Source organism: Paracoccus marinaquae, from assembly GCF_018860165.1.
Taxonomy (GTDB): Bacteria; Pseudomonadota; Alphaproteobacteria; order Rhodobacterales; family Rhodobacteraceae; genus Paracoccus; species Paracoccus marinaquae.
The window spans coordinates 18,587-35,289 of the sequence record NZ_JAHKNG010000016.1 but is presented as its reverse complement, the minus strand read 5'-3'; the positions used below and the strand labels follow the sequence as shown (position 1 = coordinate 35,289).

Below are 16,703 nucleotides of genomic sequence, written 5' to 3'. Positions count from 1 at the left end.
TGCGCCCGCTGTCGCGCGGCCTTCCCCGTGACTTTCCCCGGATTGAAGCCCCGGCCTCCGACTCCGGCCGGGGCGCGGATAGCGCCTTGGCGGATCCGCTCCGGGCATATGCAAGGAATGTCCGAGCATGAAGTTCCTCCGCCTCGCCCTTTGCCTCGTCCTCGCTCTGGTTCTTGCCGGGCCGGTCAGCGCCGAAACGGTCCTGTCCGGATTGCTGCCCGGTCAGGTGGCCTCGGATCTGGTGCCCGGCGCCGAGGGTTTCGGGCCGATCCGCGAGGATCTGCCCGTCGCCCCGGTCCTGAAGGACGGCGAGACCGTCGCCTGGGCCTTCATCACCTCGGATTTCGTCGGGACGACCGGCTATTCGGGCAAGCCCATTCATTCGCTGGTCGTGGTGGACAAGGACGCGAAGGTTCTGGCCGTCCGCCTGCTCAAGCATTCCGAGCCGATCGTGCTGATCGGCATCCCCGATTCGAAGGTCAAGGCGCTGGTCGAAGGCTATGCCGGGCTTGATCTCGTGGCCGAGGCGCGTTCGGGGGGAACCTCGCATGAGGTGGACATCATCTCGGGCGCGACGGTCACGGTGATGGTGATCGACGATTCCATCATCCGCTCGGGGCTGAAGGTTGCCCGGACATTGGGCCTGGGCGGGCTGCAGCCCGACAAGGCGGCGACGGGTCCGCAACTGGAGATCGATCCCGACGCGGCCCCTGCCGCCGACTGGTTCGAGGCCGAGGGCGACGGCACGCTGCGCCGGCTGTCGCTGGATGTGGGGCAGGTCAACAGTGCCTTCGCCGCCCATCCCGATGCGCGTGCCGCCGAGCGGGCCCTGACCGAGGCGCCCGAGGCTACCTTCATCGAGATGCAGGTGGCCCTCGTCTCGGTTCCGGCGATCGGTGAGGCGCTGCTGTCGGATGGCGACTTCGCCAACCTTGGCACCTGGCTGGACGAGGGCGATCAGGCCATCGCGGTCATGGGCCGCGGGCTCTACAGCTTCAAGGGATCGGGCTATGTGCGCGGCGGCATCTTTGACCGGATCGTGCTGATTCAGGACGATGTCTCGGTCCGGTTCCGCGACCGCGACCATCGCCGGCTGGGCGGAGTAAAGGCCGAAGGAGCGCCGGAATTCACCGAGATGGACCTGTTCCGGATTCCGGCCTCGTCGGGTTTCGATCCGACCCGGCCCTTCCGCATCCAGCTTCTGGTTCATCGCGAGGTCGGGCCGATCGAGAAGGTCTTCCAGACCTTCGATCTGGGCTATCAGTTGCCGCAGAAATACCTGCGCAAGATCGCCGCGCCCGAGGCCCCGGCCGAGGTCGAGCAGATCGCCGATGCCGATGAGGACCAGGCGCAGGCCGTTCTGTGGAAACGGATCTGGAGCGATTCGACCGTGAAGATCGCGGGCCTCGCGGGAATGCTGCTGGTGCTGACGGGCGCGTTCTTCTTCCAGAGCTTCGTCACCCGGAACGAGCGCGGCTTCTTCATCTTCAGGATGACCTTCCTGACGGTCACGCTGGTCTTTCTGGGCTGGTATGCCAATGCGCAGCTGTCGGTGGTGAACCTGATGGCGCTGTTCGGCAGCCTGGTCAACGGCTTCAGCTGGCAGGCCTTCCTGCTGGATCCGCTGACCTTCATCCTGTGGTTCGCGGTCGCGGCCGCGCTGCTGTTCTGGGGGCGCGGTGCCTATTGCGGCTGGCTTTGCCCCTTTGGCGCCTTGCAGGAAATCACCAACCGTATCGCGCGCCGGCTGGGGGTGCCGCAATGGACTCTGCCCTGGGGCCTGCACGAGCGGCTGTGGCCGGTCAAGTACATGATCTTCCTCGGGCTGTTCGGCGTGTCGCTGGTCAGCGTCGAACAGGCCGAGCATCTGGCTGAGATCGAGCCCTTCAAGACCGCGATCATCCTGAAATTCCTGCGCGCCTGGCCTTTCGTGGCCTATGCCGCCGCGCTGCTGATCGCCGGGCTGTTCGTCGAGCGCTTCTATTGCCGCTATCTCTGCCCGCTGGGCGCGGCGCTGGCGATCCCGGCGCGGCTGCGGATGTTCGACTGGCTCAAGCGCTATCACGAATGCGGAAATCCCTGCCAGACCTGCGCCCATCAATGCCCGGTGCAGGCCATCCATCCGACCGGTGAGATCAACCCGAACGAATGCGTGAACTGTCTGCATTGTCAGGTGCTCTACCAGTCCGAAACCACCTGCCCGGTCGTCATCAAGAAGATGAAGCGGCGCGGTGCCGTCGCGGCCAGCACGCCGCCGAAACTGGGCAATCCACCGGCCGGGCATCCCAATGCCGCCCGTGCCGGCAACCTTTAACCAAGAGGAGTTCGATCATGGAATCGAAAGACAACAAGGGACTGAGCCGGCGCGCGATGCTAGGCGCTACGGCGGGCGGCGCGGCCGCAGCCGGTGCGCTTGGCGGTCGGCTGGCGTTGGGCCCCGTCTCGCTGGGGCTGGGCGCCGTCGGAACGACCACGGCGCTGACCGCGGGCGCGGCCGCCGCTGCCGAGGGCAATGGCGCCATCCTGCCGGGCCAGCTTGACGATTATTACGGCTTCTGGTCCTCGGGCCAGGCGGGCGAGATGCGCATCCTCGGCGTTCCCTCGATGCGCGAACTGATGCGGGTGCCGGTGTTCAACCGCTGCTCGGCCACCGGCTGGGGCCAGACCAACGAATCGATCCGCGTCCACCAGCGGACCATGAGCGAGGCGACCAAGCGCCAGCTGGCCGCCAACGGCAAGCAGATCCACGACAATGGCGACCTGCACCATGTCCACATGTCCTTCACCGATGGCAAGTATGACGGCCGCTACCTGTTCATGAACGACAAGGCCAATACCCGCGTGGCACGGGTCCGCTGCGACGTGATGAAATGCGACGCGATCCTCGAGATCCCGAATGCCAAGGGGATCCATGGCCTGCGCCCGCAGAAATGGCCGCGCTCGAACTATGTCTTCTGCAATGGCGAGGACGAGGCACCGCTGGTCAATGACGGCTCGACCATGAATGACGTCTCGACCTATGTGAACGTCTTCACCGCCGTCGATGCCGACAAGTGGGACGTGGCCTGGCAGGTTCTGGTCTCGGGCAACCTCGACAACTGCGACGCCGATTACGAAGGCAAATGGGCCTTCTCGACCTCCTACAACTCGGAAATGGGGATGACCCTGGCCGAGATGACCGAGTCCGAGATGGATCATGTCGTCGTCTTCAACATCGCCGAGATCGAGCGGGCCGTGGCCGCCGGCGAATTCCAGGAGGTGAACGGGGTCAAGGTTCTGGACGGGCGCAAAGACGCCAACAGCCAGTTCACCCGCTATATCCCGATCGCCAACAACCCGCATGGCTGCAACATGGCGCCGGACAAGAAGCATCTCTGCATCGCGGGCAAGCTGTCGCCCACGGTCACGGTGCTGGACGTTACCAAGTTCGACGCGCTGTTCGCTGAGAATGCCGATCCCCGCAGCGCCGTCGTCGCCGAGCCGGAACTGGGCCTCGGGCCGCTTCACACCGCCTTCGACGGGCGCGGCAATGCCTATACCTCGCTGTTCCTCGACAGCCAGGTGGTGAAATGGAACATCGAGGACGCCATCCGCGCCTATGCCGGCGAACAGGTCGATCCGATCAAGGACAAGATCGACGTGCATTACCAGCCCGGCCACCTGAAGACGGTGATGGGCGAAACGCTGGATGCCGGCAATGACTGGCTGGTCTGCCTGTGCAAGTTCTCGAAGGACCGCTTCCTGAATGTCGGGCCGCTGAAGGCAGAGAACGACCAGTTGATCGACATCTCGGGCGACAAGATGGTTCTGGTCCATGACGGCCCGACCTTCGCCGAGCCGCATGACGCCATCTCGGTCCATCCCTCGATCCTGTCGAACATCAAGTCGGTCTGGGACCGCAACGACCCGATGTGGGCCGAGACGCGCGCGCAGGCCGAGGCCGATGGCGTCGATATCGACGACTGGGTCGAGGAGGTGATCCGCGACGGCGACAAGGTGCGGGTCTACATGTCCAGCTCGGCGCCCAACTTCTCGCTCGAAAGCTTTACGGTGAAGGAGGGCGACGAGGTCACGGTGATCATCACCAATATCGACGAGATCGACGACCTGACCCACGGCTTCACCCTGGGCAATCATGGCGTGGCGATGGAGATCGGGCCGCAGCAGACGGCCTCGGTCACCTTCGTCGCGGCGACGCCGGGGGTCTACTGGTATTACTGCCAGTGGTTCTGCCATGCGCTGCACATGGAGATGCGCGGTCGCATGTTCGTCGAGCCGAGGGGCGTCTGATCCCATGCGCTGGCTTGCCCTGATCCTTGCCCTCGTGCTTGCCCCGCCGGCTCTGGCGGCGGCCGAGCGCACGGTCGCGCCGGGTCAGGGCGATCTGGCCCGTGCCATCGCGACGGCCGCGCCGGGCGATGTGCTGATCCTGGGTGACGGGGCCTATCGCGGTCCCGTCACCATCGACCGCCCGCTGACCCTGCGCGGGTCGCGCGATGCGGTGATCGACGGCGGCGGCAGCGGCACGGTCGTGACCATCACCGCCCCGGATGTCACGCTCTCGGGCTTTTCGGTCACCGGATCGGGTCATGCGAACGAGGAACTGGATGCCGGGGTGAAAATCCTCAAGGGCGCGGATCGGGTGCGGGTCGAGAACCTGCTGCTGACCGGCAACATGCATGGTATCGACGTTCATGGCGGCCGCGACGCGAAGGTCGTCGGCAACGAGATCATCGGCACCCGCAACCCGCGCATGAACGAGCGCGGCAACGGCATCTATGTCTGGGACAGCCCCGGCACATTGCTGGAAGGCAATACCATCCGCTACGGGCGCGACGGCATCTTCTCGAATACCAGCGCCGACAGCATCTATCGGGGCAATGTGATGCGCGACCTGCGCTTCGCGGTCCATTTCATGTATACGCGCAACACCGAAATCTCGGGGAACGTCTCGATCGGCAACCATCTGGGCTTTGCCATCATGTTCTCGGACCGGGCGGTGATCCGCGACAATCTCAGCCTTGGCGACCGCGAGCACGGGCTGATGCTGAACTATGCCAACAATGCCGACGTGACCGGCAACCTGATCCGTGGGGGGGCGAAGAAATGCCTCTTCATCTATAACGCCCACAAGAACCTGATCTGGAACAACCGCTTCGAGGGCTGTGGCATCGGCCTGCACTTCACCGCCGGATCCGAGCGCAACGTGCTGACCGGAAACGCCTTCATCGGCAATCGCGAGCAGGTCAAATATGTCGGGACCCGCAACATGGAGTGGAGCCACGAGGGCCGGGGCAATTTCTGGTCCGACCATCCGGCCTTCGACCTGAACGGCGACGGTATCGCCGACAGCCGCTATCGGCCGAACGACCTGATGGACCAGATCCTCTGGTCGCAACCCGCCGCCGCCCTGCTGACCGGATCGCCGGCGGTCCAGCTGGTGCGCTGGAGCCAGCAGAGCTTTCCCGCGACCCTGCCCGGCGGCGTGCAGGATTCCGCGCCGCTGATGCGGCCCCTGACCATTCCCGTCCCGCCCGCGATCCTGCCGCTTGAGGCCGAGGTTGCCGGACGATGGACGAAAGGACGTTTCGATGACATCGACCCTCAAAATCTCGCATCTCACTAAGCGCTTTCAGGCGGTCGAGGCGCTGACCGGGGTGTCGCTGGCGGTAGAACCCGGCATGCGAGTGGCGCTTCTGGGCCATAACGGCGCCGGGAAATCGACGCTGATGAAGATCGTTCTGGGCCTGATCCCCTTCGATGGCGGCACGGTCGAGGTCTGCGGTGCCGCGCCCGGATCGCCCCGGGCGCGGGCGCAGGTCGCCTATCTGCCCGAAAACGCGGCCTTTCATCCGGCCCTGACCGGCGAGGAACAGATCCGCCAATACCTGTCGCTGCGCGGCGAGAATCCGCGTCAGGCGATGGACCTGCTGGCGCGGGTCGGGCTTGCCGATGCCGCGCGGCGCCGGATCGGCACCTATTCCAAGGGCATGCGGCAGCGCGTCGGCCTTGCGCAGACCCTGATCGGCCGGCCGAAGCTGCTGGTCCTTGACGAGCCGACTTCGGGGCTGGATCCGGTTTCGCGCCGCGATTTCTACGCCCTGCTTGACGGGCTGGCGGCCGAGGGCGCGGCGATCCTGCTGTCCTCGCATGTGCTGACCGAGGTCGAGGCGCGGACCGACCGCATCCTGATCCTGTCGCGCGGCCGCCTGGTGGCCGAGGGCACGCTGGCCGATCTGCGCCACCGGGCCGCGCTGCCGGTGGCGCTGCATGTGACGCCGGCCAATGGCTATGCGGCGGATCTGGCCGCGGTCCTGCCCGGCGCAAGGCCGGGGGCCGGCGGCCAGTTGCATCTGGACTGTCCGCAATCCGAAAAGCTGGCGCTGCTGGCGCGGATCGCGGGGCAGGGCGCGCGGGTCGCCGATCTTGATCTGGTCCCGCCCAGTCTCGAGGATATCTACAGCCATTTCAGCCGGAGGGACGGCCAATGATCGCCCCGATCCTTGCCACCGCCGCCAGCGAGTTCCGCATTGCGCTGCGCAACCGCTGGGTCGCCATCGCCACGCTGCTGATGCTGCTCTTTTCGCTGGTCCTTGCCGCCGCCGGCGCGGCGCCGACCGGCGATATCGGCGCGGACCGGCTGTCGGTCACCGCCGCTTCCCTGACCTCGCTGGCGGTCTATCTGGTGCCGCTGCTGGCCCTTCTGATGAGCTTCGATGCAATCGCCGGCGAGGCCGAGCGCGGCACCCTGCCGCTCTTGCTGACCTATCCGGTCTCGCGGCTGCAGATCCTGCTGGGCAAGCTGCTGGCCCATCTGGCGGTCCTGACGCTTGCCGTGGCGCTTGGCTATGGCGCGGCGGCGCTGGCGGCGCTGCTGGTCGATCCGGACGCCGCTGCCGGACTGCCGGCGCTGTGGCGGCTGGTCTGGTCGTCGGCCCTGCTGGGGGCGACCTTCCTCGGGGCGGGCTATGCGCTGTCGTCGCTGTCGCGGCGCCCGTCGGGGGCTGCGGGGCTGGCCATCGGGCTGTGGCTGGGGCTGGTCGTCCTCTACGATCTGGGGCTGCTGGCGCTGATCGTCTCGGATGGCGGCGGCGGTTTCACCACCGAGGTCCTGCCGATCGCCCTTCTGGCCAATCCGGCGGATGCGTTCCGTCTGTTCAACCTTGCCGCCGCCGAGGCGACCGCCGCAGCCGGCGGGATCGGCGGGGCGGCCGGCTCGGTCCCGCTCTGGCAGTCGGCGGCGTCGCTGCTGCTGTGGCCGGTTGCTGCACTCGCCCTTGCCTGGGCGGCATTCCGCAAGGTGACACCATGATGATGACAGCCAAGGCAAGAACTGTCCTGCTGGCGCTGGCCCTGCTGGGTCTGGTCGCCTGCCGCGACGAGGTGGCGCAGGATGTCTCACCCGTCGAGGTCAGCGCCGAGACGCTGGGCCATTTCTGTCAGATGAACCTGCTGGAACACCCCGGCCCCAAGGCGCAGGTCCATCTGGAAGGCGTACCCGGCGGTCCGCTGTTCTTCAGCCAGGTGCGCGATGCCATCGCCTATGCCCGCGCGCCCGAGCAGATGGCCCCGATTCTTGCCATCCATGTCAACGACATGGGCGCGGACGGAGCCACCTGGGAGATGCCGGGAGACGGCAACTGGATCGACGCGGACGCGGCCTTCTATGTCCTCGGCTCCGGTCGCGAGGGCGGGATGGGGGCGCCCGAAACCGTGCCCTTCGCCTCTCGCGCGGCGGCCGAGAACTTTGCGGCGCGGGAAGGGGGGCGGGTCCTGACCCTGGCCGAGATTCCGGATGCCGCGGTCCTCGCTCCGGTCGAGCAGGGCGGCCCGCAGGCCGCGCCCGATGATGATTTCGAACAACGTCTGCGCGCCCTGTCGCGCCCGAACGGAGGTTGACCCATGCTGACACGCCGCCGCTTCATCGCCATTTCCGCGGCCATGGCCGCCACCACCCGGACCGCCCTGGCCCGACCGGCAGCGCGGGTCTGGACCGGGCAGGCCATGGGCGCGCGGGCCTCCTTGCGCCTCGATCACCCGCAGGCCGAGACCATCGCCGCCCGGGCGCTGGCCGAAATCGACCGGCTGGAGGACATTCTCAGCCTCTACCGGCCGGACAGTGCCCTGTCGCGTCTGAACCGGGACGGGGATTTGCCCGCGCCGCCGTTCGAGCTGCTGGACTGTCTGGCACTGGCCGGCGCGGTTCATCGCGCCAGCGAGGGCGCCTTTGATCCCAGCATCCAGCCGCTCTGGACGCTTTGGGCCGAGGCGGCTGCGGCCGGGGATCGCCCGGATCCCGCCGCGATCAGGGCGGCCCGCGCGCGCAGCGGCTGGGCGGGGCTGCGGTTCGATCCCGCTCGTGTCAGCCTGCGGCCTGGCATGGCGCTGACCCTGAACGGGGTCGGGCAGGGTTATGTCGCCGACCGGGTGGCCCTGCTGCTGGAGGCCGAGGGGCTGACCGACATCCTGATCGATACCGGCGAGTTTCGCGCCTTGGGGGGGCAACCCGATGGCGGCGACTGGCCGGTGCGGCTGCAGGCCGGTGGCTCGGTCGACCTTCGCGACCGGGCGCTGGCGACCTCGGCGCCGCGCGGGACGACCTTCGATTCGACCGGTGCGGATGGCCATATCATCGACCCCGCCACCGGCCGGCCCGTGGCAGCCATCTGGCGTGAGGTCAGCGTCTCGGCCGCCTCGGCCGGCTTGGCTGACGCGCTGTCGACGGCCGCCTGCCTGACCCGCGACGAGGCGCAGATGAAGCGGCTGATCGCAGGTTTCGCCGGCGCCCGGCTGGAAGCCGCGGTCCGCGCGTGAGTCGAGAGGCGGGCGGGGCCTCAGCCCTCCTCTGCTTCGTCCAGCAGGTGCCGCACCCAGCGGCCGGCAGCCCAGGCTGCGGGGATCCCCAGCGGGATCGAGATCAGCAGGGTTCGGACCGGTGACAGGGCGGTGAAGCCGAAGGCCTGCATCATCAGGCCCAGCATGAACAGGTTGATCGCCACCGCCGCCGCCGCGAAGACATAGAGCAGCAGCGCAAGCTTCCAGACTGGCCAGCGATCATGCATTCCCGTCTCCTTTGCCACGGCGCGCAACCTCTCATAACGAATATGTCATCACCTTGACTTATGTTAAGGTCGCCCGCGTGTCATTCGGGCACATCGGAAGCATCGTCAACAACTTCGGAGAATCTCGCCATGCGCGAAGTTCTGACGAAGAGCATGGCCCGCAACATCTTCTATGGCGGGTCGCTGTTCTTCATTCTCATCTTCATAGCCCTGTTCGTGCATGGCCATTGGTATATCGTGAACGTCTCCACCAACGAGGAGGAACTCACGGACAGCGTGGCCCTGGGCAAGCATGTCTGGGAACGCAAGGCCTGCGTGAACTGTCACTCGATCCTCGGCGAGGGGGCCTATTTCGCACCCGAACTGGGCAATGTCATGGTCCGCTGGGGCGTTCAGGACGATCCCGATTCCGCCTTCGAGACGCTGAAAGGCTGGATGGAAGCCCAGCCCACCGGCATCGAGGGGCGCCGCCAGATGCCGCAGTTCAACCTGAGTGACGAGGAGATTCGCGGACTGTCGGACTTCCTGCTCTGGACCAGCACGATCAATACCCAGGGCTGGCCGCCCAACGACGCCGGTTGATCGCGGCTCTAGGAGAACAACATGAAATATCAGTCACAAAAGATCGCGCTGGCCTATATCTATGTCGCCCTTGCCCTGTTCGCCGTTCAGGTGACCATGGGGCTGGTGATCGGCTATATCTATGTCCAGCCGAATTTCCTTTCCGAGGTGCTGCCCTTCTCGATCGGGCGCATGCTGCATACCAACTCGCTGATCGTCTGGCTGCTGACCGGGTTCTTCGGCGCCGCCTATTTCGTGATCCCCGAGGAGGCCGAGCGTGAAATCCACTCGGTCAAGGCCGCCTATATCCAGCTGGCCATTCTGGTGATCGGCACCGCGGGTGTCGTGGTGACCTATCTGTTCAACCTGTTCGAGGGGAACTATCTTCTGGGCCGTCAGGGGCGCGAGTTCCTGGAACAGCCCACCTGGGTCAAGATCGGGATCGTCGTGGCGGCGCTGATCTTCCTGTGGAACGTCACCCTGACGGTGGCCAAGGGCCGCAAGACGGTGATCTCCTCGATCCTGCTGATGGGGCTGTGGGGGCTGGCACTGCTGTTCCTGTTCTCCTTCTACAACCCCGTGAACCTGGCGCTGGACAAGCAGTACTGGTGGAACGTCGTCCATCTGTGGGTCGAGGGCGTGTGGGAACTGATCATGGCCTCGGTCCTTGGCTTCCTGATGCTGAAGCTGACCGGCGTCGACCGCGAGGTGGTCGAGAAATGGCTTTACGTCATCGTCGCCACGGCGCTGTTCTCGGGCATCCTCGGCACCGGCCACCATTACTACTGGATCGGCCTGCCCGGCTACTGGCAGTGGATCGGCTCGATCTTCTCCAGCTTCGAGGTGGTGCCCTTCTTCGCCATGATGGCCTTTGCCTTCGTGATGGTCTGGAAGGGCCGTCGCGAGCATCCGAACAAGGCGGCGCTGCTGTGGTCGCTGGGTTGCGCGGTGCTGGCCTTCTTCGGCGCCGGGGTCTGGGGCTTCCTGCATACGCTGCACGGGGTGAACTACTATACCCACGGCACGCAGGTCACCGCAGCGCATGGCCACCTGGCCTTCTATGGCGCCTATGTCTGCCTCAACCTCGCGCTGTTCACCTATGCGCTGCCGATCCTGCGCAAGCGCGAGCCCTATAACCAGGTGCTGAACATGATCGGGTTCTGGGTGATGTCGGGCGGCATGCTGTTCATGACCTTCGTGCTGACCTTCGCCGGCACCATCCAGACGCATCTGCAACGCGTCATGGGTGAGTACTTCATGGAGGTTCAGGACCAGATCGTGCTGTTCTTCTGGATGCGGCTGGGTGCGGGCGCGATGGTGGTGCTGGGCGCCTACATGCTGATCTATGCGCTGCTGATCCCGCGGCGCGAGGTGATCGAGCCGGGTCCCGTCGTCCAGCATGCGGCGGAGTGAACCCATGGACGGAAACTTCCACGTGAAGGGGGCGGATGCCCCCTTCTACCTCGCGCAGGGCGACGAATGCGATGTCTTCGCCGCCGCCCATGCCGCCCGCCTGCCCCTGCTGCTGAAGGGGCCAACCGGCTGCGGCAAGACCCGCTTTGTCGCGCATATGGCTGCGCGGTTGGGCCGGCCGCTCTATACCGTGGCCTGCCATGACGACCTGTCCGCGGCCGACCTGATCGGGCGTTATCTTCTGAAGGGCGGCGAGACGGTCTGGGTCGACGGCCCGCTGACCCGCGCCGTGCGCGAGGGCGCCATCTGCTATCTCGACGAGGTGGTCGAGGCGCGCAAGGACGTGGCCGTGGTGCTGCACCCCCTGACCGACGACCGCCGCATCCTGCCGATCGACCGCACCGGCGAGGAATTGCAGGCGGCACCGGGCTTCATGCTGGTTGCCAGCTATAACCCCGGCTACCAGAATATCCTGAAGACGCTGAAACCCTCGACCCGGCAACGCTTCCTGTCGGTCGAGTTCACCTTTCCCCGGCCCGAGCACGAGATTCCGGTGGTCGCCCAGGAAAGCGGGCTGTCCGACGACCGGGTCGAGCTTCTGGTCCGGCTGGCCGGCAAGCTGCGCGGTCTGAAGGGGCAGGATCTGGAAGAGGGCGTCTCGACCCGGCTGGTGGTCTATGCCGCGACGCTGATCGCCGGCGGCATGGGCTTCGACCGCGCCATCCGCGCCGCCATGATCGAGCCGCTGACCGATGATCCGGACACCCGCAGGGGGTTGATGGATCTGGTTACGGCCGTGACCGGCTGAGGCAGGAGCAGGGCATGGGTCACCTCGAGATCGCGCCGTGGGAGCCGGAGGAAACCGTCGGCAAGCTGTGGCATCTGCTGGCCTCGCGGATGGATCCGCCGGTGCGCTATCCCGACGCCGCCGTGCGCTTCGACGACATGCGCGGCCGTATCGCCGTGCTGTTTCGCGGGCTGGGCGGCGATCCCGATGTCGAGATGAAGCCGGTCGCGGACGAGACCAGCCGCCACCGCATCTCGTGGCGGCGGCGGCTGGCCTTCGAATCCGAGTCCCTGTCGCGCACCAGTTTCGATGGCGAGGCGCTGCGCCTGCCGGCCGAACTGTCGGTCTTTCCCGAACGCGAGGATAACGAGGCGCTGTATCTGTGGCTGGCGGCCGCCAGCGCCCATGCGCCCGGCCACGCGCCCGCGCCCGATCCGTTCCGCGCCGATCTGGCGGCGATCCGGGCCGGTGTCGCCATGACCCGCGCCACGCTGGCGCAGGCGCCGGGGCTGCGTGCGCTGTGGCAGCGGCTCTGTGCTGCGCATCTGCAGGAACGCAATCGCCCGCGGCTGACCGGGACCGAGGCACAGGTGGAACGGCTTGTCCGGCATCTGCTGGGCGATCCTGCCCGCCCCGAGGCGGGGCTTCTGGCGGGCTATGACAACCCGCCCGCCCATTGGCGCGCACCGAAGGGCTATCGTCCCTTCCTGCCGGTGCCGCTCTGGCCCGATCTGCGCGGGTTTGCCGTCTCGGCCGGAACCGAGGTGGCCAGCCTGCCGACCGACGGCACGCCCGAGGAGGCCGGCGATGGCACCGCCCGCAAGGCGCGGCGGATGGCGTCCGACCAGGCCGAGCGCAAGGACAGCATCATCCTCTACAAGTTCGAGGCACTGCTGTCCTGGGCGGAATTCATGAACATCAATCGCCGCGTCGAGGACGATGACCTCGACAATGCGAAGAAGGCGGCCGAGGATCACGAGGAAATCGTCCTGGGCCAGCTTTCGAAGGCCCCGGCAACCAAGTTGAAGCTGCATCTCGACCTTGCCCCAGAGGACGTGGACCGCGAGCGGATTGCCGGGGCCTTTACCTATCCGGAATGGGATGCGCGCGGCGGCGTCTGGCTGCCCGATCACTGTCGGGTTCTGGCCGCGCCGGTCGAACCCGATCCCGATTTTCAGGGCATCACCGACCCGGCCAGCCAGCGCCGCATCCAGGCGGTGCGGCGGCAGTTCGAGGCGCTGCGCCCGGCCAAGCTGATCCGCCACGCCCAGCCCGATGGCGAGGAACTGGATCTCGACGCGGCGCTGCGCTCGGTGACGGATCTGCGCGCGACGGGGCGCGGATCGGACCGGATCTGGCAGCAGGCCCGGCCCGAAAACCGCGATCTGGCGGTGTCGATCCTGCTCGACGTGTCGCGCTCGACCGAAAGCGCGGTCACCGGCCGGCCGGTGATCGAGATCGCGCGCGAGGCGCTGACCGCGCTGGCCTGGGGGCTGGATGCCTGCGGCGACCGCTGCGCCATCCAGGGCTTTTCATCGCTGAAGCGCAACCGGGTCTGGCTGCACGACTGCAAGGATTTCGACGAGCCGATGGGGCCGGTGATCGAGGCCCGCATTCATGCCCTGCGCCCCGGCTTCTACACCCGGCTGGGGGCGGCGATCCGCCATGCCGCATCGGGGCTGGCCAAGGAGGGCCGCTCGCGCCGGCTGCTGATCGTCATCACCGATGGCAAGCCCAACGATCTGGACCACTACGAGGGCCGGCACGGTATCGAGGATTCGGCCATGGCGGTGCGCGAGGCGCGTCGCGCCGGGCATGCGGTCTTCGGCATCACCATCGACCGCGACGCGCAGTCATGGTTTCCGCGCATCTTCGGGCAGGGCGGCTTCTCGGTCATCCGCGACCCCGACCGCCTGACCACGGCGCTGCCCGAGATCTATCGGCAACTGGTGATGTGATGCGGCTCGACGATTTGCCGGGCGAGCTGATCATGTGGATCCTGATCGCCTCGGAGGTTCTGGTCTTCGCCGCCGGGGTCACGGTGCTGATGGCGCTGTGGCTGACCGATCCACAGGGGTTTTCGGCCGCGCAGGGACAGCTGGAAGGGCGGATGGCGGCGCTGAACACGGTGATTCTGGTCACATCCGGCCTGTTCGCGGCAAGGGCGGAACGGGCGGCCGCCGCCGGGCAGCGGCGCGAGGCCCGGATCGGGCTTCTGCTGGCCGCGCTTGGCGGCATCCTGTTCCTGGTCGTGAAGGGGGTGGAATACAGCCGCGACATCGGCGCCGGCCTCGGCATGGAGAGCCATCCCTTCTTCACCTTTTACTATCTGCTGACCGGGTTCCACGCCGCCCATGTGATCGCCGGCGTGGTCGTCCTTGGCCTTGTCGCGCTGCGGGCGCGGGCCGACGCGGTGCAGGCGGGCGCGATGTTCTGGCACATGGTCGATCTGGTCTGGGTGCTGATCCTGCCGCCGATCTATCTACTGGGGTGATCCGATGGACAAGCTGACCCGCACCTGGCTGACCCTGATCGCGCTGATCCTGGCGACGGTGTCTCTGGCGCCCTTCGGCGGCCGGATCGCCTCGGCCGGCCTGCTGGCGCTGGCCTTCCTCAAGGCGCGGACGATTCTGGGCCGTTTCCTGCATCTGGATGGCGCGCCGGGCTGGCTGTCCGTCGCCACCGTGCCGCTGGCGATCTGGCTGATCGTGCTTTGGGGGCTGAATGCCGTCGCGCTCAGATGACCCGGCCGAGGGCCTGCACCTGATCCGCATGGGCCAGATCGCGCAGGCCGCTGACCGAGGCGATCTCGGCGCTGGCCTGGTCGATCCGCACCCCATGGTCGCGCAGCCGGGCGAAGGCGCGGCTCAGGCTTTCGGGCTTCATCCCCAGCCGGCCCGCGATCAGAACCTTGTCATAGGGCAGGGTGACGGTCGCGCTTTCGACGCCTTCGGGGCAGAGTTCCAGCAGGAATTCGGCGACGCGCTGCGCGCCGGAGCGGGCCTTCAGCTGCTCGATCTGCTCGACCAGACCCTGCAGGTGCAGGAAGGTCGCCGCCAGGATCGAGACCGCGGCTTCCGGCGAGGTCTGCAGCAGGCCGAGTACCGCCTGCGCGGGCACCGAAATCAACTGGCAGATGGTCGATGCCTCGGCCGAAACCGGATAGCTGGCCCGGCGCAGCGCCACCGGCTCGCCAAAGCTCTGGCCGCGGGTCATGACGCCCACCACCGCCTCGGTGCCATTGGGCGCGATCCGATACAGCTTTACCCAGCCCTCGGCGACGATATGGATCGCATGGGCGGTGTCGCCGTGATTGAAGATCGTCTCGCCACGGGAATAGCGGTCGATCCGCGCGGCATCCAGAAGCGGCTCGCGCACATCCGGCGGCATGGTCGAGAACAGGCGCGACTGGCTGGCGATCTGGCGATGTGCGGGGGTCAGCTTCAGGCTCATCGGATCGGGGTTCCTGGAATGGCTGGCGGGACGAAGCGGGCGGGTCGGCAGATGTTGTTGGCGGCGTCGACCGTTCAGGCAGGCTCGCACGGGCGCAAGGGGCGATCCGTGGCGAGTCGCTGCCATGCCGGTCGGGCAGGGGCGTGACGCGCAATAAGCGCGAATTGACCAGTCTGCAATGGCGGGACGCGCCGGACGGGCGCGGGCCTGCCTTATCGGCAAGACAATGCCGCCGGCCCGCTGGTCGCAGGGGCGCAGGCGCCGCTGCTCAGAACAGCTTGTCCACCGCCCTTTGCAGCCGCGCCAGCGTGCCCTCGACATCCTTCAGCTTGTCGAGCCCGAACAGCCCCAGCCGGAAGGTCGAGAAATCGGCCGGCTCCTCGATGGCCAGCGGCACCCCGGCTGCGATCTGCAGCCCTTCGGCGGCGAATTTCCGCCCCGACTTGATCTCGGGGTCGTCGGTATAGGAGACGACCACGCCCGGTGCGCCGAAACCGGGGGCGGCAACGGGGCGGATGCCCTTTTCCGCCAGCAGGGTGCGCACGCCCTCACCCAGCTGCCATTGCGCGTCGCGGGCGGCATCGAAGCCCATCGCGGCGGTTTCGCGCATCGCCTCCAACAGCCCGGTCAGCGCATCCGTGGGCATGGTCGCGTGATAGGCATGGCCGCCATCCTCATAGGCGGCCATGATCGCGCGCCATTTCTTCAGGTCCAGCGCGAAACTGTCGCTTTCGGTCTCGGCCAGCCGCGCCGCGCCGCGTTCCGACAGCATCACCAGCCCGGCCGAGGGCGAGGCCGACCAGCCCTTCTGCGGGGCCGAGATCAGCACATCGACGCCGGTTGCGCGCATATCGACCCAGGCCGCGCCCGAGGCGATGCAGTCCAGCACCATCAGCGCGCCGACCTCATGCGCCGCCCCGGCCAGCGCGGTGATATAGTCGTCGGGCAGGATCAGCCCGGCCGAGGTTTCGACATGCGGCGCGAAGACGGCGTCGGGCCGGGTCTCGCGTATCTTCGTCACCACCTCCTCGATGGGCGGCGGGGCATAGGCGGGCTGCGGCGCATTGCCGGCGGGCCGGGCCATCGCCACCGTGGTTTCGCGTGCGAATCCGCCCGTCTCGAAAATCTGGCTCCAGCGATAGCTGAACCAGCCGTTGCGCACGATCAGCGCATGCGCGCCCCGGCCGAACTGGCGGGCCACCGCTTCCATCGCATAGCTGCCGCCACCGGGCACGATGGCGACCTGATCGGCGCCATAGACCTGGCGCAGGGTCGCCGACAACTCGCGCATGATGCCCTGGAATTTCTGCGACATGTGATTGAGCGAGCGGTCGGTGAAGACCACCGAGAATTCCTGCAGGCCGTCGGGATCGATGGCGGACATGGGCGACTCCATTGTCGGACGGGTTCGGGCGCAGGCTAGCCTG

General features: G+C 67.0%; 16 protein-coding genes. 13 read left to right on the top strand and 3 right to left on the bottom strand.

Features of this window, described 5'->3' with window-relative positions; genetic code table 11:
• The first annotated feature begins 127 nt into the window (after window positions 1-127).
• Genes KNW02_RS10715 through KNW02_RS10685 form a run of 7 tightly spaced genes read left to right on the top strand, consistent with a single transcriptional unit; the run spans window position 128 to window position 8,814 of the window.
• Window positions 128-2,314: a NosR/NirI family protein gene (locus KNW02_RS10715; protein ID WP_216033267.1), complete on the top strand. Its 2,187-nt coding sequence runs from the start codon at window positions 128-130 to the stop codon at window positions 2,312-2,314.
• A 17-nt stretch (window positions 2,315-2,331) separates the two neighbouring features.
• On the top strand, window positions 2,332-4,290 hold the full coding sequence (gene nosZ / locus KNW02_RS10710) for a TAT-dependent nitrous-oxide reductase (protein WP_216033266.1): 1,959 nt from the start codon (window positions 2,332-2,334) through the stop codon (window positions 4,288-4,290).
• A 4-nt stretch (window positions 4,291-4,294) separates the two neighbouring features.
• Window positions 4,295-5,626, top strand: coding sequence for a nitrous oxide reductase family maturation protein NosD (locus KNW02_RS10705; RefSeq protein WP_216033265.1), 1,332 nt, complete (start codon window positions 4,295-4,297; stop codon window positions 5,624-5,626).
• Window positions 5,592-6,491: an ABC transporter ATP-binding protein gene (locus tag KNW02_RS10700; RefSeq protein ID WP_216033264.1), complete on the top strand. Its 900-nt coding sequence runs from the start codon at window positions 5,592-5,594 to the stop codon at window positions 6,489-6,491. The genes KNW02_RS10705 and KNW02_RS10700 overlap by 35 nt, the downstream gene beginning before the upstream one ends.
• Window positions 6,488-7,312 (top strand): ABC transporter permease, encoded by an 825-nt coding sequence (locus KNW02_RS10695; RefSeq protein WP_216033263.1) that lies wholly within the window; start codon window positions 6,488-6,490, stop codon window positions 7,310-7,312. The genes KNW02_RS10700 and KNW02_RS10695 overlap by 4 nt, the downstream gene beginning before the upstream one ends.
• Window positions 7,309-7,899, top strand: coding sequence for a nitrous oxide reductase accessory protein NosL (locus KNW02_RS10690; RefSeq protein WP_252733701.1), 591 nt, complete (start codon window positions 7,309-7,311; stop codon window positions 7,897-7,899). The genes KNW02_RS10695 and KNW02_RS10690 overlap by 4 nt, the downstream gene beginning before the upstream one ends.
• A gap of 3 nt (window positions 7,900-7,902) precedes the next feature.
• Window positions 7,903-8,814: an FAD:protein FMN transferase gene (locus KNW02_RS10685; protein WP_216033262.1), complete on the top strand. Its 912-nt coding sequence runs from the start codon at window positions 7,903-7,905 to the stop codon at window positions 8,812-8,814.
• Between the two features lie 20 nt (window positions 8,815-8,834).
• Here KNW02_RS10685 and KNW02_RS10680 read toward each other — a convergent pair whose 3' ends face one another.
• Complete coding sequence (locus tag KNW02_RS10680) at window positions 8,835-9,062, bottom strand: hypothetical protein (protein ID WP_216033261.1); 228 nt, start codon at window positions 9,060-9,062, stop codon at window positions 8,835-8,837.
• A gap of 129 nt (window positions 9,063-9,191) precedes the next feature.
• Between KNW02_RS10680 and KNW02_RS10675 the strand changes: the two genes are divergently transcribed.
• The 6 genes from KNW02_RS10675 to KNW02_RS10650 are packed head-to-tail and all read left to right on the top strand — an operon-like array spanning window position 9,192 to window position 14,567.
• Entirely contained in the window at window positions 9,192-9,644 is a 453-nt protein-coding gene (locus KNW02_RS10675) for a c-type cytochrome (protein ID WP_216033260.1), read from the top strand.
• Window positions 9,645-9,665: 21 nt separating this feature from the next.
• Window positions 9,666-11,036, top strand: coding sequence for a cbb3-type cytochrome c oxidase subunit I (locus KNW02_RS10670; RefSeq protein WP_216033259.1), 1,371 nt, complete (start codon window positions 9,666-9,668; stop codon window positions 11,034-11,036).
• A 4-nt stretch (window positions 11,037-11,040) separates the two neighbouring features.
• Window positions 11,041-11,844: a CbbQ/NirQ/NorQ/GpvN family protein gene (locus tag KNW02_RS10665; RefSeq protein ID WP_216033258.1), complete on the top strand. Its 804-nt coding sequence runs from the start codon at window positions 11,041-11,043 to the stop codon at window positions 11,842-11,844.
• 14 nt (window positions 11,845-11,858) lie between these two features.
• The gene (locus KNW02_RS10660) at window positions 11,859-13,781 is read left to right on the top strand and encodes a nitric oxide reductase activation protein NorD (RefSeq protein ID WP_216033257.1); all 1,923 of its coding nucleotides are present in this window, start codon (window positions 11,859-11,861) and stop codon (window positions 13,779-13,781) included.
• The gene (locus KNW02_RS10655; protein ID WP_216033256.1) at window positions 13,781-14,317 is read left to right on the top strand and encodes a cytochrome c oxidase subunit 3; all 537 of its coding nucleotides are present in this window, start codon (window positions 13,781-13,783) and stop codon (window positions 14,315-14,317) included. Before KNW02_RS10660 ends, KNW02_RS10655 begins: the two co-directional genes overlap by 1 nt.
• A gap of 4 nt (window positions 14,318-14,321) precedes the next feature.
• Entirely contained in the window at window positions 14,322-14,567 is a 246-nt protein-coding gene (locus KNW02_RS10650) for a cytochrome C oxidase subunit IV family protein (RefSeq protein ID WP_216033255.1), read from the top strand.
• Here KNW02_RS10650 and KNW02_RS10645 read toward each other — a convergent pair.
• A complete protein-coding gene (locus KNW02_RS10645) occupies window positions 14,560-15,276 on the bottom strand; it encodes a Crp/Fnr family transcriptional regulator (protein ID WP_216033254.1) in 717 nt (238 codons plus the stop codon). The genes KNW02_RS10650 and KNW02_RS10645 overlap by 8 nt on opposite strands.
• 268 nt (window positions 15,277-15,544) lie before the next feature.
• On the bottom strand, window positions 15,545-16,660 hold the full coding sequence (locus KNW02_RS10640) for a pyridoxal-phosphate-dependent aminotransferase family protein (RefSeq protein ID WP_431356753.1): 1,116 nt from the start codon (window positions 16,658-16,660) through the stop codon (window positions 15,545-15,547).
• Window positions 16,661-16,703 lie beyond the last annotated feature (43 nt).

Coding starts and splice junctions, on each gene's coding strand:
- KNW02_RS10715 (WP_216033267.1), top strand. CDS start 128: ATGAAGTTCCTCCGCCTCGCCCTTTGCCTCGTCCTCGCTCTGGTTCTT.
- nosZ (WP_216033266.1), top strand. CDS start 2,332: ATGGAATCGAAAGACAACAAGGGACTGAGCCGGCGCGCGATGCTAGGC.
- KNW02_RS10705 (WP_216033265.1), top strand. CDS start 4,295: ATGCGCTGGCTTGCCCTGATCCTTGCCCTCGTGCTTGCCCCGCCGGCT.
- KNW02_RS10700 (WP_216033264.1), top strand. CDS start 5,592: ATGACATCGACCCTCAAAATCTCGCATCTCACTAAGCGCTTTCAGGCG.
- KNW02_RS10695 (WP_216033263.1), top strand. CDS start 6,488: ATGATCGCCCCGATCCTTGCCACCGCCGCCAGCGAGTTCCGCATTGCG.
- KNW02_RS10690 (WP_252733701.1), top strand. CDS start 7,309: ATGATGATGACAGCCAAGGCAAGAACTGTCCTGCTGGCGCTGGCCCTG.
- KNW02_RS10685 (WP_216033262.1), top strand. CDS start 7,903: ATGCTGACACGCCGCCGCTTCATCGCCATTTCCGCGGCCATGGCCGCC.
- KNW02_RS10680 (WP_216033261.1), bottom strand. CDS start 9,062: ATGCATGATCGCTGGCCAGTCTGGAAGCTTGCGCTGCTGCTCTATGTC.
- KNW02_RS10675 (WP_216033260.1), top strand. CDS start 9,192: ATGCGCGAAGTTCTGACGAAGAGCATGGCCCGCAACATCTTCTATGGC.
- KNW02_RS10670 (WP_216033259.1), top strand. CDS start 9,666: ATGAAATATCAGTCACAAAAGATCGCGCTGGCCTATATCTATGTCGCC.
- KNW02_RS10665 (WP_216033258.1), top strand. CDS start 11,041: ATGGACGGAAACTTCCACGTGAAGGGGGCGGATGCCCCCTTCTACCTC.
- KNW02_RS10660 (WP_216033257.1), top strand. CDS start 11,859: ATGGGTCACCTCGAGATCGCGCCGTGGGAGCCGGAGGAAACCGTCGGC.
- KNW02_RS10655 (WP_216033256.1), top strand. CDS start 13,781: ATGCGGCTCGACGATTTGCCGGGCGAGCTGATCATGTGGATCCTGATC.
- KNW02_RS10650 (WP_216033255.1), top strand. CDS start 14,322: ATGGACAAGCTGACCCGCACCTGGCTGACCCTGATCGCGCTGATCCTG.
- KNW02_RS10645 (WP_216033254.1), bottom strand. CDS start 15,276: ATGAGCCTGAAGCTGACCCCCGCACATCGCCAGATCGCCAGCCAGTCG.
- KNW02_RS10640 (WP_431356753.1), bottom strand. CDS start 16,660: ATGTCCGCCATCGATCCCGACGGCCTGCAGGAATTCTCGGTGGTCTTC.